Source organism: Fodinibius roseus, assembly GCF_900129315.1.
GTDB classification, from domain to species: Bacteria; Bacteroidota; Rhodothermia; order Balneolales; family Balneolaceae; genus Fodinibius; species Fodinibius roseus.
In genome coordinates this window covers 39995-56941 of record NZ_FQUS01000001.1, presented here as the reverse complement: position 1 = coordinate 56941, position 16947 = coordinate 39995, and the positions used below count along the sequence as shown (strand labels likewise).

Sequence of the window (16947 nt, the reverse complement as noted above, 5' to 3'; positions counted from 1 at the left end):
GTTTTACTGGTGAATATCCACATCTTCCGTATCCAGTCCTAAAATACCATACTTCGTTCGGGAAGCCTGTAGGCCCATTCTATTGTATTCCGACCATTGCCGGGCGGCACTGCTGTCAATAGGAATCAACTCGACAATTACATGTTCAAGGATTAAATTTCCGGTCTGCTCAAAGTGTTCAATAATATCTTCCCGGGCATCGTAGATATCCCGAACGACTCCTTCGCTTTTTTCCCCGTTGTCAAAATCAATGGAGAGTACCATGCCTATCTCCAGATACTCAACATCCTCTCGTGGAAAGAATGATACGATATGGGGATCTGACTGTTCAGGCTTAATTCTCATCACTCGGTCAGACCTGAATATTTGCTTGCTATTTGATTCATAAATTTCCGTCACCGTACCGTCTACCGGGGAATTATACACCTGTACAAGCTGATCTCCAACTCCTTCCCGGAGATCATTCTGTAACTGACTTATGCGCCGGTCAAGACGATCCTTTTGATTCTCTAATACCTTCAATTCCGTTTCTATTTCCTCAAGTCGGCTGCGTTCTTCGAATAAATCCCGCTCTATAGCAGACAATTCCGTACTCGATACCAAATCGAGCTCAACTTTCTGGCGGATCTCCGCCTGTTTTTCCTCAAAAAAGTCAATTCTGTCCTGGGCCAGGCGTATCACTCGATTCTTCAAATAGATTTCATCTTCAACATCGCTCCGCTCGTTTTCCAGCTCACTGGCCTTCTCCCCCAGTTTATTCACTTTTTCTATTCTTTTTGTCCAATCCATTGATGCGTAAGAAAAAAGAGAATCGCCTCTTTGTACCTGTTCACCATGTCCCTTAAAATAATTTTCCACGTAAATATCGTTGGGGGCTTTAATATCAACATTATCCACAACGGCAACCCCTTCCCCCGTTACAAAAAAGGTATTAAAAAAAACGACATATAGAATGGCAAAAAGTATCACCGCAACAAAAGACAGATAGATTATCTTATCCCAATTTTTACTCTGGGGCTGCTTTTTCTCCCGGGTGCCTCTGATGGTAGAGGACTGACTTCCTTTTTTAAAATATTCGCTTTTCATCTACTTCTTCTTTAATTCTTTGAAAGCACGATAGTCGTGCAAAACAAATGCCTGTATATCAGTTGTCGAAGCTATTTCGCGCACAAAACGATTCAATTCACGCTGATTGCCAAAATCGCCGGCGCGTAGTGCAACAGCCAGACGATCCGTTAATATCTTCCTCTCCACTTCTGTTCTATCCAGCAGATCATTTACATCTGTGGTTTTGTACACCATAACCACTATTTTATCGGCATACTGAACTAAATCTGAAATTATAGAATCATAAAAGTGGGGTATGGAAATACTTAGCTTTAAGGGGATATCATCCAGTGATGCCCGCACGGCTTCAAGCATACGTACATAATCGCGCAAGTACTGTTCTCTGTTCGAGTCCCAATCATCAAACGTATGGGGCTCCACATCCAGGTGAAGACCGTCAAACTGTAATGCTTTTGCGCGATTAGCAAGTTGGCGAAATTCATCCTCCCGGCTTTCATAATGGACCAGCTGATTGTTACCAATAAGCATTTCGGCAGTAATGCCCTGTTTCGATGCCAACTGGTTAAAGGTCTTTGCCTTCTCATACAACGATGTATCGGGTCCGACAGATAAAAAAAGATGGCTGAACCCCTGTCTTTTCAGATCTTTTAGTAATTTTTGGTTATTTGTTTCCGCAAATGCGGACGCCCAGATATATATATGATCTGCTTTGCTTCTGGTTTTTTGACCGTAATTTTCAATGTGGGATTCTCTTACGAACTGTTGAATTCCCTCGGCCGGTAAATAAGAATCGAGATTAACCAGCTTCAAAAAAAGCTGCTGCTTGACTTCGATTAGATCCAGAACGGCCCCATAGCGGGCAATCATCGCATTCGTTAATTTGCGAATACTGAAATCAGAGCTGCCCAACTTTCTAAACGCCTGCTGATTCCTGATCTCTTCCTCGTGCATTAAATACGTTTCATATAATTCCAGGTATCGCTGTTTCTGCTGCTGATATTCTAAAAAATGATTCGTGATCTCATCAAATGTATTCCTGCGCTGATCTTTTTGATCTTGTACAATTCTGCGTTTTCGGGCTTCCGCTAATTTCTTTTTGCTTCCCATATTCAAAGGGAGCGGAAAGGAAACATTAAAAGTGGTCGAAAAATATTCCCGGCCTCCCACCGCTTCATTTTCCGGCCGATCATACAAATTATCGTATATATTGTACTGAGCCGAGACAGAAAACGAGATATCCGATAAGAAACTATAGTCAAGTTTATGAAGCTTATCTTCACTCAGCTGAATATCTTCATGAAAATCTCGCACCTTTTTCAGAAACAGTTCAATATCAAGATCCGGAACTGCTAAATTCATCACTTCCGGGGTACCGTCTGAAAGGTATTCCTTATCCTCTGCACCGGCGAGTTGCTTTTCAACCGCCTGGTACGTATCCAGCCTGTGCTCCAGCTGCGCTTTTAAAGAGCTTAGTTTAAGTACTTCCCTCCAGGGCAACAGGTCCCTGTAATGCAGCCGGTGAAGCACTTCTAAATTGACGGAAACAGCATCAAGATATTCATTAATAAATGCTGCTTTGCTCCTGGTAAAGAGATACCGTATCTTTTTGTGGAGTATCGTATATTTTTCATCTGCATTGGACTGCTTTAACTGCCCTTCGGCTAACTCCTTTTCCACTTCCAGTTCTGCAGCCCTGCTTCTGTTACTCAATAAGCCATTCCCCAGGATGTCCCATTCCAGTCCTGTAGAGAGGCGTTTGTTATAAAAAATATCGCCCCCTGAAAATATTCCCTGCTCAATATTATTTAAATAACTCCAATTAACGCTCAGCCCATAATCATTGGAAAATCGCTGCTGTTCAGCTGATATTTCATCCAATCGTGGATTTGAGTCATCACCAGCTGCCATCTCTCCGCTAATAAACAACTTCTGTAATCCCTTGTAATAATTCGCTTCCCCAGCGGGAATACGGGGTGATTTTGCAGAAATCAAGGAATCCAATTCCGAAATTAATTCCTGAAGGACAGGATCCCCACGCAAAGAACTTTGCTCTGCCTGGGCAAGCAGAGAAACAGGTATAGCAAAAAACAGTAATAATACGTAAAGAAATAACCGTCGATTGACCATATGATCTTTTTTGATCATTCTAAATCGAGACGTTCTCGATCTAACCAATATTTTTTACAGCCACAGATTTATGATAGGAATTATAAAATGAGATCTCAGAGCTCTATATCAACATGATGTAATCATGCCTATAATCATTAAATAACAATATATTTACAAAATATATGAAATTATAATTTAAAAATGACCGATCCGAGTCATATTCTCAAAGGTAATACTGCCCTGATAAGGTCTGAAAAGTATAAATATTGAATCTTTTAACAAACAAGATGTCTTTCAGACTATATCCAATATACGGATTTCTACCCAAGTTAATAGCAATTTTATTTAACCCGGGTTTGCAGGATTAGGTCATCTTTTCCAGATATAAAAATAAATGAACACTATTTTAAATTTCTTCTGTTATTAATGACCTTATTTTTCGTTCCCGTATAAGACTCTAAAAAAATGTAAAAGCATCTTCCCTGTTATCAACAACGTCTTTCAGCGTTCCTGCCATATCGAGAAGAGAGTATTTATTCAATTTTTTAGGGTCAGGAGGTAAAACAGATGGGGTTCCGACACCTCCACCCGGTTTGCAAACCGGTAATATGTTGCTAAATTAACCGCAAGACATTGGCACTAAAATACAAGCTTAATCATTTTATAAACCTATACAGTTCATACATGGACAATCAAGAGGTTACCTCCCGGGATCAGCAATCGATAATTTCAGTGGGCGAATGGGTATTATATTTATTCCTGTTCAGTATTCCCTTCGTCAATATCATTATACTCTGTATCTGGGCTTTTGGCAGCGAACCCAACCCAACCAAGAAGAATTTTGCCCGGGCGGGCCTGATCTGGATAGCCATCGGCATCATTTTTTACCTCTTGCTGATGTTCCTGATCTTCGGCACTTTCACAAGCATGATGCATGATATGAATATGCAAACAGTGTAGAAGTCTGTATTCAGCCCGAATCACTCATTGTCTCTCATATTGCGAACGACTTCCAGGTACTCCCGGATACGGTGGGCATTCACGCCTATATCGCCCCTGCCTATTCGCGAGACCGAGCGCACGTCAATTTTGCTTCTTCCGCGGGTCTCGGCCGTATCAACGCGGATCACCACGTCATCGATAAATCCGAACCAGGGAAGCTTGTCGAACGCTTCGATCAGCCCCTGCTCTTTATCCGACGTCACGATCTGCTCCCACGGCATCTGCCGGGCCGCCTCCAGCGCACGGTCAAATGCCTCCGGGTACTCCTCCTCCAGGTAAAGCGTCTGAATATCCGGGTAGTGCTCGCGCTGCGTATCCGCCTTCTCCCGGTCTCCATAGGTGGTATCGTTGGAGGCCTCCGCCCGCAGCGGGACAATCCCCCGGAATTCCGGAGGATTGTCAATGTCCGTGGAGATATCGTGAATTGGCGGATACTGCTGGGCCTGGTAAAACCAGTAGCCCACCGTGACCAGTACGGCCAGCCCCAGCACTACTCCGGCTGTCACCGTTTTGGCGGAGAGATTCGCACCCCCCTTCCACCGGGCAAACAGATACACCAAAGCCAGAGCGAGCCCGATCAGTGCCAGGACCGCACTCGCAGGCAACAGCCAGGAAAAGGCCACTCCCAGTTCCCACCAGTTCCACTGGTAGCCGTATCCTGACAGCAGCAATACAAGCACAGCTGCGATTCCAAAGATCATGCTGAACAATGCCCACCTTGATATCCTGTTTTTCTTCATCGCTTCTCCCTGTTTTTTAACATGTATTCGTTTGTGCTACCTGTATACCTGTAATCAACATGTTTTCCATCACAATGACAAGCTGATCTTCAGGTTCTCAAGAACAGGGGAAACGGTTTTCAGCCCGGGGACGGGCCGGCACGATAACGGACCAAACGTTCATCCGGTGAAATGCGTTACTTTACGTACTCTGTTCAGACAATCAATTGCAATGCTAATTATATTTAATCCGTCGTGCAGTTAGCGTAAAAACTGCGCTGACAGCGTGTCAACGGGGTGGATCCCTGTCAATATAAGTAGCAAAACCAATGCTTTTAGATCTTGCGGGCAACGCAAGGTTATTTGTAAACTAACCGCACAACGCCTAATATGAAATAGTAACCCGTTTATCCCGAGAAACTATTTGCACTCATGAACTCATCTGAAATCATTGACATACTCGATTTCCTGCGCGATGCGGAGCAGCTCAAGAATACCCTCCGTTCCAGCTATACGTCGACCGGCCGGGTTGAGAGCGTAGCCGAACACAGCTGGCGCCTCTGTCTCATGGCCATGACCTTCGAACAAGCTTTCCCGGAAGTGGATATGTGCCGCGTCATCAAAATAGGCCTTGTCCACGATCTCGGTGAAGCGATCAACGGCGACATTCCCGCTCCGCAGCAGTCCGCCTCGACGGATAAGTCAGCAGCTGAGCGGCGGGACCTGCTTCAGCTTCTGCGTCCCTTATCCGAATCCCTTCGTAGTGAAATCCTTGAATTATGGGATGAATATGAGCAGGCTTCCACCCCGGAGGCAAGGACGGCCAAAGCACTGGATAAGCTGGAAACCATTATCCAGCACAACCAGGGTGATAATCCCCCCGATTTCGACTACGCTTTCAACCTGGAGTACGGGCAGGAGTATACCTCCGACCACCCGGTTATTTCGGACATACGCAGGATTCTCGACCAGGACACGGAAGACCTCGCCAAACGAACAAATAACGGGGAGCCATAAGTTTTTTAGAAGCATTTTAACCCACTTTGAAGGCACTTGGAAGTAACAGGCCGTCGGAATGAATTCTGTTAACATGGCCGAAGATGGATTGGTTTGGCAGAGTGAAGTCCAGCGATTGTTTGTAGATCAGCCGACAGTCAGGGAAATACCGTACCTGTTTCGGCCTTGCATTTCACTTATAACTGGCCCATGTTTGAGACCAGTAAAAAAGGATAACGGACCGTCTATCTCCAATAATTTCATGATTCAGGCTCACAAAACATTCTCCAGGCGCCAGGCCCTCGAGCTTTATAACAACCTGGTGCTCCCCCGCCGCATAGAAGAGCGTATGCTCAAGCTGCTCCGACAGAACAGGATCAGCAAATGGTTTTCGGGCATCGGACAGGAAGCTATTGCCGTGGGGGTGGCCTCGGCGCTTAGGGAGGAAGATTACCTGCTGCCGATGCACCGGAATTTGGGACTTTTTACCACGCGGGGAGTCGATTTGTACAGGCTGTTTTGCCAGTGGCTGGGCAAGGCGGATGGCTATACCGGGGGACGTGATCGCTCGTTTCATTTTGGCATCCCGGAAAAACGCATTGTGGGCATGATCTCGCACCTGGCCGCTACGATGCCGGTGGCCGACGGACTCGCTCTCGCTTCGAAGCTCCGCGGCAGCGGGTATGTCGCCTGCAGCTTCTGCGGGGACGGCGCCACCAGCGAAGGCGAATTCCACGAGGCACTGAACCTGGCCGCTGTCTGGGAGCTGCCCGTCATCTTCATCATCGAAAACAACGGCTACGGGCTGTCCACCCCGACGGAGGAGCAATATGCCTGCGAGGACTTGGTGGACCGGGCCTGGGGGTACGGCATGGGCGGGGCAAAAGTTGACGGCAACAATATTTTTGACGTGATGAAAGCGGTTGCCAAAGCCCGGAAACTGGCGCTTGGCGGACAACCTACGCTTATAGAAGCCAAGACGTTTCGGATGCGGGGACATGAGGAAGCCTCCGGCACATTTTATGTGCCGGATGAAAAAGTTGAGGAGTGGGCGAAAAAAGATCCTCTCGACCGGATGGAACGATGGTTACTGGATAATGAGATCGTCTCCGGCAATGACGAGCTGGATGCTGTCCGGGAGAAAGTGGACGCCACCTTTCTCCCGGAACTGGAACGTGCCCTGAAAGCAGATGACCCGGTCTTCGACCGCAGGGAGCACGAACAGCGTATCTTTGCCCCGGCTGACTTTCCTGAAAGGCCCTCCCCCTCCACTTCCTCCGAAAGACGCTTTGTGGACGCCATCCGACTCTCGCTTCAACAGGCGTTTGAAGAGGATGAAGACTTTCTCATCATGGGACAGGATATCGCGGAATACGGCGGGGTCTTTAAGGTGACCGAAGGCTTTGTGGAACAGTTTGGCAGGGACCGCATCCGGAATACCCCCATTATTGAGGCCGGGGCCCTGGGCTGTGCGGTGGGACTGGCCCTGGAGGGATTTAAGCCGGTCGTGGAAATGCAGTTTGCCGATTTTATCTCCTGTGGGTTTAACCAGATCATTAACAATATTGCAAAAGGTCCCTACCGCTGGATGCCTCCGCTGAATATCACGATCCGGGCGCCGCACGGGGCAGGGGTCGGGGCCGGACCCTATCATTCACAGTCGCCGGAAGGCTGGTTTATGCAGCATCCCGGGCTTAAAATAGTGGTGCCCTCCACCGTGGAAGATGCCCAAAACCTGTTCTACAGCGCCCTTCACGATCCCAACCCCGTGCTCTTTTTTGAGCACAAAAAGCTTTACCGGAGTATCCGCGGGGAGGTGCCGGATCATTGTATTCCAGAGCAACTGGGACAGGCGAAAGTTCGCCGGGAAGGCACCGATGCCTCCATTATTACCTATGGAATGGGGGTACACTGGGCACGGGATACCGCCGACCGGTATGCTGAGCAAAACACAGCAATAGAAATTGTGGACCTGCGCACGCTGGCACCCCTGGACCTGGAAACAGTAAAAAAATCTGTTGCCAAAACCAACAGGGTGCTGTTGCTGCAGGAGCCCTCGACAACGCTCGGACCGATGAGTGAGCTTGCCTCACTCATCACTGAACAATGCTTCGAACTGCTGGATGCCCCCGTCATGCGCTGCTCCTCGCTGGATATGCCCGTCCCTTTTCATCCCGACCTGGAAAAAGAATATTTGGCCGACGCGCGCCTGGAGGAAACACTGGAGAACCTATTGAGGTATTAGATCATGCGCATGTCTATCTATTCAGAGAAATGGATTAATTATTCTTTTTGAGGAGCCCGATGAAGCAAGGAAAAATAAAATGGTTCTGGGATCTGCTGAAGCAGGCTTACGCCGCATTGCAGAAAAACGATCCCCTGCGGTTAAGCTCCGCCACCGCTTTTTTTGCCATGTTTTCACTGATTCCTCTCATTGTACTTTTGCTGGAATTCCTGGGCGTAGCCTTTCAGGTACAGCCCCTGAAAGAGGAAATTTTCAATACGTTGCAGGAAATGCTCGGCGGTAAAACAGCAAACTACTTAGCCAATACCCTGGCTAATATTCAGGACATGCAGGAGGGATTTTTTACCACGGCAGGAATACTCATTTTTCTCATTTTTATAGTAACGACCTTGTTCAACGTTGTACACAATTCATTTAATCAAATTCTGCAGGTCAGACTAAAAAATCCCAGCCTCCCTTTTTTTCTCAAAAACAGGGGCCTGTTTTTGGTTATCATCTTTGTCGGCGGATTATTATTGCTCGCCACTTTTATCATCGACGCTGTCATTAACTTTGCAGGAGATCATTTTGTTAATCTACTGAACATCAATTCCGCAATCGTATTCATCCTGGATATGATATTTTCAATGGCCTTGTTTACGATCTGGCTGGCCATCGTGTACAAGTATCTACCCGATATGCAATTACCCTGGCGACCGGTCTGGACAGGGTCATTTATTACCACCGTTTTAGCTTTTATAGGGCAATTCATTTTGGGCAAAGTCCTTGCTGCGGGAAACCTGAATACCATCTACGGTTCCTCCGCTTCCATGATCCTGGTCTTGTTATTTATTTTCTATGCGTCATTTCTTCTGTATTACGGCTTTTGCCTGGTGAAGGTCTGTGCCGAACAAAATAACGATGACCTGAAACCCGACAAACACGCCGTCCGATACGAAATAAAGGAGATCGAGTAAATGGAGATAGGGCTTTTTGAAATTTTCAAAAGAACATACTATCCTCAATTTTGGGAATCAGTTGATCAATTAGGAAAACGAATAGATACGGCCTTGAAAAGTCAGGGCCCCGGGTGGCGGACGCAAGGCGGAGGGATAAATCTATCCCGGCCTAATAAATGGTGCTGAAATGAGTGACCGGAGCCGGAGCGTAAAAATCATTTCTGTTTGAGGAGCGGAAGGGACGAGTTAAATGATTTTAGTGGAGGCGCAGGGAACGCCAGCATCATTTATTCAGCCTTGATTTTTTAGTTCCTTTTGGATCAAGCCAAAAGGAACAACTCCCCACTACATAGGAGGCACCCGTCCATGTTGCGGCTTTACCAGCATCTCCTCAACGACTGTTCGCGGTGACAGGCGCGTCAAATTCAGGATTATTTCAGCCACATCGTCCGGATCGATAAGCAGATCGCGGTCAACGAGTGATCCCTCCCACGAGCTCGACTGCGTCTGTCCCAGATTGATGGCCGTCACCCCTATTTCCGTATCCATCAGCTCCTTCCGGAGCGAACGCGTATATCCCAGCAGCGCATGTTTCGAGGTGGCATAGGCTCCGCTTTCGCGGCGCCCCTCTACCGCTCCTTCCGAGCAGATGTTGATGACAAGTCCGTGGGACTTGCTTTTCAGATCATCTAAAAAGCGGTTGGTTATATTCACCGCCGAATACAGGTTCGATTCGATCTGTCCGCTGAATTCCTCGTGAGTCGTTTTTTCCAGCGGTTTCAGCAAAAAGTAACCGGCATTATTGATCACAAATTTTGCAGCGGGAAAATCATCGGGCAACGAACATTTTTGAACCGCCCGGGGATCGGCGGCGTTGCAGGCCATGACCACCACCCTGTTGTCCCCGGCTTTGCCGCAGAGCGTTTTGGTATCCTCCAGATCTGATTTCGTGCGGGCGGTCAAAAGTAGGGCGTAGCCGGTCTCCCGTGCAAAGGCTAAGGCGATCCGGCGACCGATTCCCCGGCTTGCCCCGGTAATGACAACAGAATGAGTTTCCTGAGAAGACAAAAGTGTAAAATTCAGGTGAGTTGGAGTTGGTTGATTGAATGCTGGGTATTTGGTGTAACCGGGAACACACGAACAGGAATCAGCAGGCCCGATAACGAACCTGCTACCGGACACCCATAAATTTATGCGTCTGCAAGCTGATGCCCCATTCGGGATGTTCCTTCACATAGTCGATGATCAGCTCCACGGCTCCCTCCTTTTCCCATTCAGGCTGGAGTAAAAGCTGGGTGCTTTCCGGACACTTTTCGGCGTTCTTCTCGGCCCATTCCAGATCTTTACGGGTCAGTACCACCACTTTTAGCTCATCCACATAGGGAAAAATATCGTCGATGGGCTCCTTAAAACGCTTCGGGGAAAGGGTAATCCAATCCAGGTAGCCGGACAAAGGGGAGGATCCGCTCGTTTCGATGTGCGTTTGTATTCCAGCCTGTTTCAGTTTAAACGTCATCGGGTCCAGATCATGCAGCAGCGGCTCTCCCCCCGTAATAACGGCGAATTCCGCCCCGCTGTCCTTAGCTCGTTCTACGATATTGCCCACCGTCTCGCGGGGATGGGCGTCTTCATCCCAGCTTTCCCTGACGTCGCACCACCAGCAGTTGACGTCACAGCCCGCCGTACGAATAAAGTAGGCCGGGCGTCCGCTGTGCGCACCTTCGCCCTGGATGGTATAGAAATCCTCCATAAGCGGGTATTCCACCGCATTCATTTCATCCGTAACAATGAGCGCTTCCAGTTGGTCCCGTGATTTAAACATGTAACAAGTTTTGCCTTAATGATCTGTGCGTCTAAAAATAGCCATTATTTAAGATAATTAGAACCGTAAATGCATATCTATAATTCTGCACCCGCCAATCGGGTGGCCGGATCTCTTGTGGGCGAAGCCAGGGCGGCACTGTTTCGGATATTCATTAAGCCACACAGCAATCTCTTCTTCGCCGGTTAGGATTTTTTATTTTTTGCAGCAGAGTGACCCATTTCGATTTGCGATCTATACCCTTCCGGTTAGAAGTACGGTCGTCGCGTTAAATCACATCTTGTCTTTATGAAGGATCCTTGCTATCATAAGCATGAAATACAACGGCCGGTAACCCTGTGGCTATTCGTCAGTTCAACCCATAAAAGCGTTCAACATCATGCGTACCACTTCTCAAAACAATCTCATTTTTGCCCTATTCGTGGCCACCGGTATAGCGCTCGGCGGCTGGTTCATCGGCGATGGGTTTGTGGAAGCCCGAAGCGGCGACCGCTATGTCACCGTCAAAGGCGTATCTGAACGGGACGTGATGGCGGATATAGCCCTGTGGCCGATCCGGTTTGTCGCGGCCGGAAACAACCTCGATGCCGTACAGCGTAAAATCAGGCAGGATCAAAATAATATCCAGTCCTTCTTGGAAGATCACGGTATTGCATCGGAGGCTATCGAGCTGCAGAACCTTGAAGTTACGGACCGTACCGCCCAATCGTACCAGTCGGGTCCGTACGAAAATCGTTTTATCCTTGAACAGACCCTGATGGTTCGGTCCGAGGATGTGGAAAAGATCGATGAGGCCAGCCAGGATATCGGTGACCTGGTAGAGGCAGGCGTGATCATCAACAGCCAGTACTCCGGCGGGGGACCTACCTACCTGTTCAACGGGCTGACGGAGCTTAAGCCGGAAATGATTGCAGAAGCCACCAAAAATGCCCGGGGATCCGCCGAGCAGTTTGCGCGTGATTCGGGCAGCGAATTAAACGGCATCCGCAGTGCCAACCAGGGGGTCTTCGTCATTCTTGCCCGGGATAAGGCCCCGATGCTTCAGGAGGAGAAACAGATTCGCAAGACCGTCCGGGTCGTTTCTACCATCGAGTATTATCTTGCCGAATAAGGAACATGCATGCGCCCGTATTTCCCATCATAATCCTCCAGAAAATGAGCGGCATCAAATTTAAATTCGGTATGCAGCGTCCATGCAGGCATCTTGGTTATTCTTTGTCATTATAATTTGGAGAACTCCCCTTTTCCTTCCTTTCCTGCTTGCTTTTGCTGAACATCCACTCATAGAGCGTCGGATCGCGGTAGGCCTGAACCCAGGCCTCAACATGTCCCGCATCCGGGTACTCGGTATATCCCGGGCTCCCACCCGCCAGCTGTATCGCCTCGACCATCGTCCGCGAGTACCGGACATCCACCGCCTGATCCTCTGTCCCGTGAAAAACCCAGATAGGCATCTCTTTCAGCAAAAAAGCGCGGGCGGCATCCCCTCCCCCGCAGATCGGTACCGCTGCGGCAAACTTGCCGGGAAATCGTTCGATCAGGGCAAACGTTCCGAATCCTCCCATCGACAGGCCCGTCACATATAGCCGATCCGCATCTACCGCATACTCCTCCTGCAGCTGGTCGAGCAGCTCGATCGTCAGCTGCATCGGCCGGGTGGGCGTCTCGCGCATGGGAGCCACAAATGAAGAAGCAGAAGTAGAATCACGGTCCAGGTTGAGCCAGGACCAGTACTCGTCTTCCGGAACCTGGGGTGCCACCACAAAAGCGGGATATTGTTCCCTGAAACCGGGGTCCGCAAAATGATGGACGCCCCATTTGAGCTGACTGAAGTTATCGCTGCCGCGCTCCCCGGCCCCGTGCAGGAACAGCACCAGCGGGTAGGACTTGCTCGAATCGTAGCCGGCGGGCTTGAGCATGCGATAATTGAGCTCATTGCCCTCCCCGTTCTCATAGGTATGGGCCTTAAAATCGGTAATCTGGGCCATGGAAACAGCGGGAAAGCTGACTATTAGTAGCAACAATCCCCAAAAAAATACTCTTTTTACAATCATTGTTCATCTGTCATTCATTATGATTAAAAAATCCATATTAACGTTTAGGCCGACCCAGCGTCGCTGCTGTTATTCCCTCCACCAAGGGGAGACACGACCCAGCCGTTTTAGCTCAACTGAAACCCCGGTGGCTCCATAACTTATAGTCCTGTCCAAATAAGTGGAAAGCATTGGGGGAACAGACTATCTATCCCACCACCCTACATATTCCGGCGGTACTTCCCGCCCACTTCATACAGGGCACCGGTTACTTGTCCCAATGAAGCCACCTTGACGGTCTCCATCAGTTCTTCAAAGATGTTGCCGTCCTCCCGGGCCACCTGTTTAAGCCGTGCCAAGGCCTTTGCCGCTTCCTCTTCATTACGGTCGCGGAAGGACTGCAGGCTGTCGATCTGCTGCTCCTTCTCTTCCGTAGTAGAGCGGATGAGATCCACTTCTTTGTCCTCTTCAGCGTGCTCACCCTTTTCACTTCGGAACGTATTCACCCCGACAATGGGAAGCTCTCCGCTGTGTTTTTTGGATTCATAACGCAGGCTTTCATCCTGTATCTTGCCCCGCTGGTACATGTGCTCCATCGCCCCGAGGACGCCCCCCCGTTCCGTGAGACGATCGAATTCGGAGAGTATCGCCTCCTCCACCAGATCGGTCATCTCCTCGATAAAATAGGAGCCCTGGTTGATATTCTCATTCCTGGCCGTCCCCATCTCCTTGTTGATAATCAGCTGGATGGCCAGGGCACGGCGGACCGACTCCTCGGTCGGTGTCGTGATCGCCTCGTCATAGGCGTTGGTGTGCAGGGAGTTGCAGTTATCATAAACAGCCAGCAGTGCCTGCAGCGTCGTGCGGATGTCGTTGAACTGTATCTCCCGGGCGTGCAGCGAGCGGCCGCTGGTCTGAATATGGTATTTCAGCTTCTGGGAGCGCTTGTTCGCGCCGTATTTTTCCCGCATCGCCACCGCCCAGATGCGCCGCGCCACCCGGCCGATCACCGCATATTCCGGGTCGAGCCCGTTGCTGAAAAAGAAGGACAAATTATGGGCAAAGGTATCGATATCCATGCCGCGGGAGAGATAGTATTCCACGTAGGTAAAACCGTTGGCCAGCGTGAACGCCGCCTGCGTGATCGGATTGGCCCCCGCCTCCGCAATATGATAGCCCGATATGGATACCGAATAGTAATTACGCACCTCCTGATCCGTAAAATACTGCTGGATGTCTCCCATCATCTTCAGGGCAAACTCCGTGGAGAAAATACAGGTGTTCTGGGCCTGGTCCTCTTTGAGGATATCCGCCTGAACGGTGCCCCGCACCACCGAGAGCGTCTCCTCCCTGATGCGCTGATACGTCTGCTCATCGACCAGCCGGTCGCCGGAGATCCCCAGCAGTCCCAGTCCCAGTCCGTCACTGGTCCCGGGCAGCTCGTCCCGGTACTGCGGGGGAGCCGTGCCCCGTTCATCGAAATGCTTTTGAATTTTTTGGCGGGCCTCCTCCCACTGCCCCTTTTCCTTCAGGTATCGCTCCACTTCCTGGTCGACCGCGGCATTCATAAACATCGCCAGAATCATCGGGGCGGGACCATTAATCGTCATGGATACCGACGTCTTGGGGGAAGTCAGCTGAAAACCGGAATATAGCTTCTTCATATCGTCCAGCGTACAGATACTGACCCCCGAATTCCCGATCTTTCCGTAGATATCGGGACGATGGTCCGGGTCTTCCCCATACAGCGTCACCGAATCAAAGGCCGTTGAAAGGCGGGCGGCCTGCATCCCCTCGCTCAGATAATGAAACCGTTTGTTGGTACGCTCGGGCGTCCCTTCCCCGGCAAACATGCGGGTAGGATCCTCCCCCTCGCGCTTGAAGGGAAACACCCCGGCGGTAAAAGGGAAATAGCCCGGCAGGTTTTCTTTGAGAGCGAATTTCAGCTGCTCTCCCTTGTGCCGGGTTTTAGGCAGGGCTACCCGGGGGACCTGCAGTCCGCTCAGCGACTCGCGGAACATCTCGTTTTTAAAGGTTTTATCCCGTATCTGTACCTCCACATATTCCTGTCGGTACTGCTCATACCGCTCATCCCAGTCCTCCAGGATCTGCCGGCACCGGGCATCCAGCTCACCGAGCCAGTGCTCGCGCATCTTCTCAAGCTTGTCCCTGAAGCCGGTTTCTCCTTCTCCATCCCCTCCCGGCTCCCACCGGGCGGCCTGCTCAAGCGTCCCCTCCACCTGGTGCAGCCGGTCAGCCGCCTCCACCTGCTCTTCGGTCCACCGGTGATAGTCGCGTACGGTTTCCGAAATTTCCGAGAGATAGCGCTGGCGTTTGCCCGGGATAATCGCCTGGGTCTGCAGATCCTCCGCCGGCTCCGGGTTGGTATACATCGCCGGCTCCCAGTCCAGCCGGTAGTAGTCGTTAATCTTATTGACCAGCGCTTTAAAGAGGCGATTCACCCCTTTGTCATTAAACTGGGCCGCAATAGTGGGATACACCGGCATATCACCCGCATCGAGGTCCCACGCCCCGCGATTTCGTTTCATCTGCTTGCGAATGTCCCGAAGCGCATCGAGGGAGCCTTTCTTCTCAAACTTGTTAAGCACAACGAGATCCGCCAGGTCCAGCATGTTAATTTTTTCGAGCTGGGTGGCCGCCCCGTATTCGCTGGTCATCACATACAGCGAAATATCAGAAATATGGACGATCTCCGTATCCCCCTGACCGATGCCGCTGGTTTCCACAAGGACCACGTCGAAGCCGGCCGCTTTGCCCATTTCGATCGCTCCCGCAACGGAGGTGCTGGTCGCCCGGTTGGAGGCGCGGGTGGCAAGGCTCCGCATATACACCCGGTCCGGGTCCAGGTTGTTCATCCTGATGCGGTCGCCCAGCAGGGCACCGCCGGTTCGTATTTTCGAGGGATCAACGGAGATGACGGCGATGCTCAGGTTTTCAAATTCTGTCAGAAAGCGAAGGATGAGTTCATCGGTAAGGGAGCTCTTCCCGGCCCCGCCCGTGCCCGTGATGCCGATGACCGGGATGGGGGCAGCGGTCTCCGGCGGGGTCACCGGGCGGCCCTGTCCATCCAGCAGCTTGCCATCCCGGAAGCGGATCATCTCATTGTGTCCGTTTTCGAGGGCCGAAATACAACGGCCCATGATCTTGTGATCCTTCTCGCGGATCCGGCCGACATCAACCTCCTCCAGTTCAGCTGTGTCAAAATCGCACTGCTCCAGCATGTGATTGACCATCCCCTGCAATCCCATGGTACTGCCATCTTCAACCGAGAAAATCCGGCTCACCCCATAATCATGCAGCTCCCGGATCTCCTCTTCGACGATGACCCCACCGCCGCCGCCGAACACCCTGATATGGGAGGCGCCGCGCTCGGCCAGCAGATCGACCATATACTTAAAGTATTCCATATGTCCCCCTTGATACGAGCTGACGGCAATGCCTTGCACATCCTCCTGGATGGCGCAGTTCACGATCTCCCGCACCGACCGGTTGTGTCCCAGGTGAATGACTTCGGTGCCGCTGCTCTGCAGGATGCGACGCATGATATTAATGCTGGCATCATGTCCGTCAAAAAGACTGGCGGCCGTCACAAAACGGATCGGGTGTTCCGCTTTATAAATATCGGCCTGACGGTCCCCGGTTTTCTCCTGGACTTCAGCGGGGGAGTTGATTTCCGGGGGACCTTCGCCAACGGTTTCGGAGGTTTTTTCTGATGTCATCGTATCTTCAGACATAGGTCATGTTTTTGGCATAGATTTTTTCTTAAAGCTTCATATCGAGAAATTATCATGATTCACATACAACCATACCTTACATCAGTTGAGGTCCCGATAATCCCTTTTCGGGTTGAGTCGGACCCGGGACCAGCGTGATTCCAGGAGCTGCCGGATCACCTGCCTGCCTGTCTGTCTCCGGCTGCTTGAGATATCCATATCTGCTGCCTTTCTAACGCCCCAGGTTGTATAAATATTGAATTGAAAAGGTTGTACAGAAA

The 16947-nt window shown here is 50.3% G+C and carries 12 protein-coding genes; 5 read left to right on the top strand and 7 right to left on the bottom strand.

Features of this window, described 5'->3' with window-relative positions:
* Positions 1–3: 3 nt before the first annotated feature.
* Together BUB16_RS00240 and BUB16_RS00235 are read right to left on the bottom strand one after the other, a co-directional pair.
* Complete coding sequence (locus tag BUB16_RS00240) at positions 4–1086, bottom strand: HlyD family secretion protein (RefSeq protein ID WP_073058814.1); 1083 nt, start codon at positions 1084–1086, stop codon at positions 4–6.
* A complete protein-coding gene (locus BUB16_RS00235) occupies positions 1087–3213 on the bottom strand; it encodes a TolC family protein (protein WP_073058813.1) in 2127 nt (708 codons plus the stop codon).
* A 648-nt stretch (positions 3214–3861) separates the two neighbouring features.
* On the opposite strand from BUB16_RS00235, the gene BUB16_RS00230 reads away from it, so the two are divergent.
* The gene (locus BUB16_RS00230) at positions 3862–4137 is read left to right on the top strand and encodes a hypothetical protein (protein ID WP_073058812.1); all 276 of its coding nucleotides are present in this window, start codon (positions 3862–3864) and stop codon (positions 4135–4137) included.
* A 20-nt stretch (positions 4138–4157) separates the two neighbouring features.
* Here the strand turns inward: BUB16_RS00230 and BUB16_RS00225 are convergent, their stop codons facing one another.
* Positions 4158–4919, bottom strand: coding sequence for a DUF1499 domain-containing protein (locus BUB16_RS00225; protein ID WP_073058811.1), 762 nt, complete (start codon positions 4917–4919; stop codon positions 4158–4160).
* Positions 4920–5330: 411 nt separating this feature from the next.
* On the opposite strand from BUB16_RS00225, the gene BUB16_RS00220 reads away from it, so the two are divergent.
* The 3 genes from BUB16_RS00220 to BUB16_RS00210 all read left to right on the top strand — a co-directional run bounded on the left by BUB16_RS00220 (position 5331) and on the right by BUB16_RS00210 (position 9095).
* A complete protein-coding gene (locus BUB16_RS00220) occupies positions 5331–5915 on the top strand; it encodes an HD domain-containing protein (RefSeq protein ID WP_073058810.1) in 585 nt (194 codons plus the stop codon).
* A gap of 241 nt (positions 5916–6156) precedes the next feature.
* Positions 6157–8139 (top strand): alpha-ketoacid dehydrogenase subunit alpha/beta, encoded by a 1983-nt coding sequence (locus BUB16_RS00215; RefSeq protein ID WP_073058809.1) that lies wholly within the window; start codon positions 6157–6159, stop codon positions 8137–8139.
* A 59-nt stretch (positions 8140–8198) separates the two neighbouring features.
* Entirely contained in the window at positions 8199–9095 is an 897-nt protein-coding gene (locus tag BUB16_RS00210; protein ID WP_073058808.1) for a YihY/virulence factor BrkB family protein, read from the top strand.
* A gap of 327 nt (positions 9096–9422) precedes the next feature.
* On the opposite strand, the gene BUB16_RS00205 is transcribed toward BUB16_RS00210, so the two are convergent.
* Together BUB16_RS00205 and BUB16_RS00200 are read right to left on the bottom strand one after the other, a co-directional pair.
* Positions 9423–10145, bottom strand: coding sequence for an SDR family NAD(P)-dependent oxidoreductase (locus BUB16_RS00205; RefSeq protein WP_139240124.1), 723 nt, complete (start codon positions 10143–10145; stop codon positions 9423–9425).
* Between the two features lie 103 nt (positions 10146–10248).
* A complete protein-coding gene (locus BUB16_RS00200) occupies positions 10249–10899 on the bottom strand; it encodes a 7-carboxy-7-deazaguanine synthase QueE (protein WP_073058807.1) in 651 nt (216 codons plus the stop codon).
* 379 nt (positions 10900–11278) lie between these two features.
* On the opposite strand from BUB16_RS00200, the gene BUB16_RS00195 reads away from it, so the two are divergent.
* Positions 11279–12010 (top strand): SIMPL domain-containing protein, encoded by a 732-nt coding sequence (locus BUB16_RS00195; RefSeq protein WP_084087913.1) that lies wholly within the window; start codon positions 11279–11281, stop codon positions 12008–12010.
* 97 nt (positions 12011–12107) lie between these two features.
* Here BUB16_RS00195 and BUB16_RS00185 read toward each other — a convergent pair whose 3' ends face one another.
* The gene (locus BUB16_RS00185) at positions 12108–12953 is read right to left on the bottom strand and encodes a carboxylesterase family protein (RefSeq protein WP_073058806.1); all 846 of its coding nucleotides are present in this window, start codon (positions 12951–12953) and stop codon (positions 12108–12110) included.
* 200 nt (positions 12954–13153) lie between these two features.
* Positions 13154–16672 carry a methylmalonyl-CoA mutase family protein gene (locus BUB16_RS00180; protein WP_084087953.1) on the bottom strand — a complete coding sequence of 1173 codons (3519 nt, stop codon included), beginning with the start codon at positions 16670–16672 and terminating at the stop codon, positions 13154–13156.
* Positions 16673–16947: the final 275 nt, after the last annotated feature.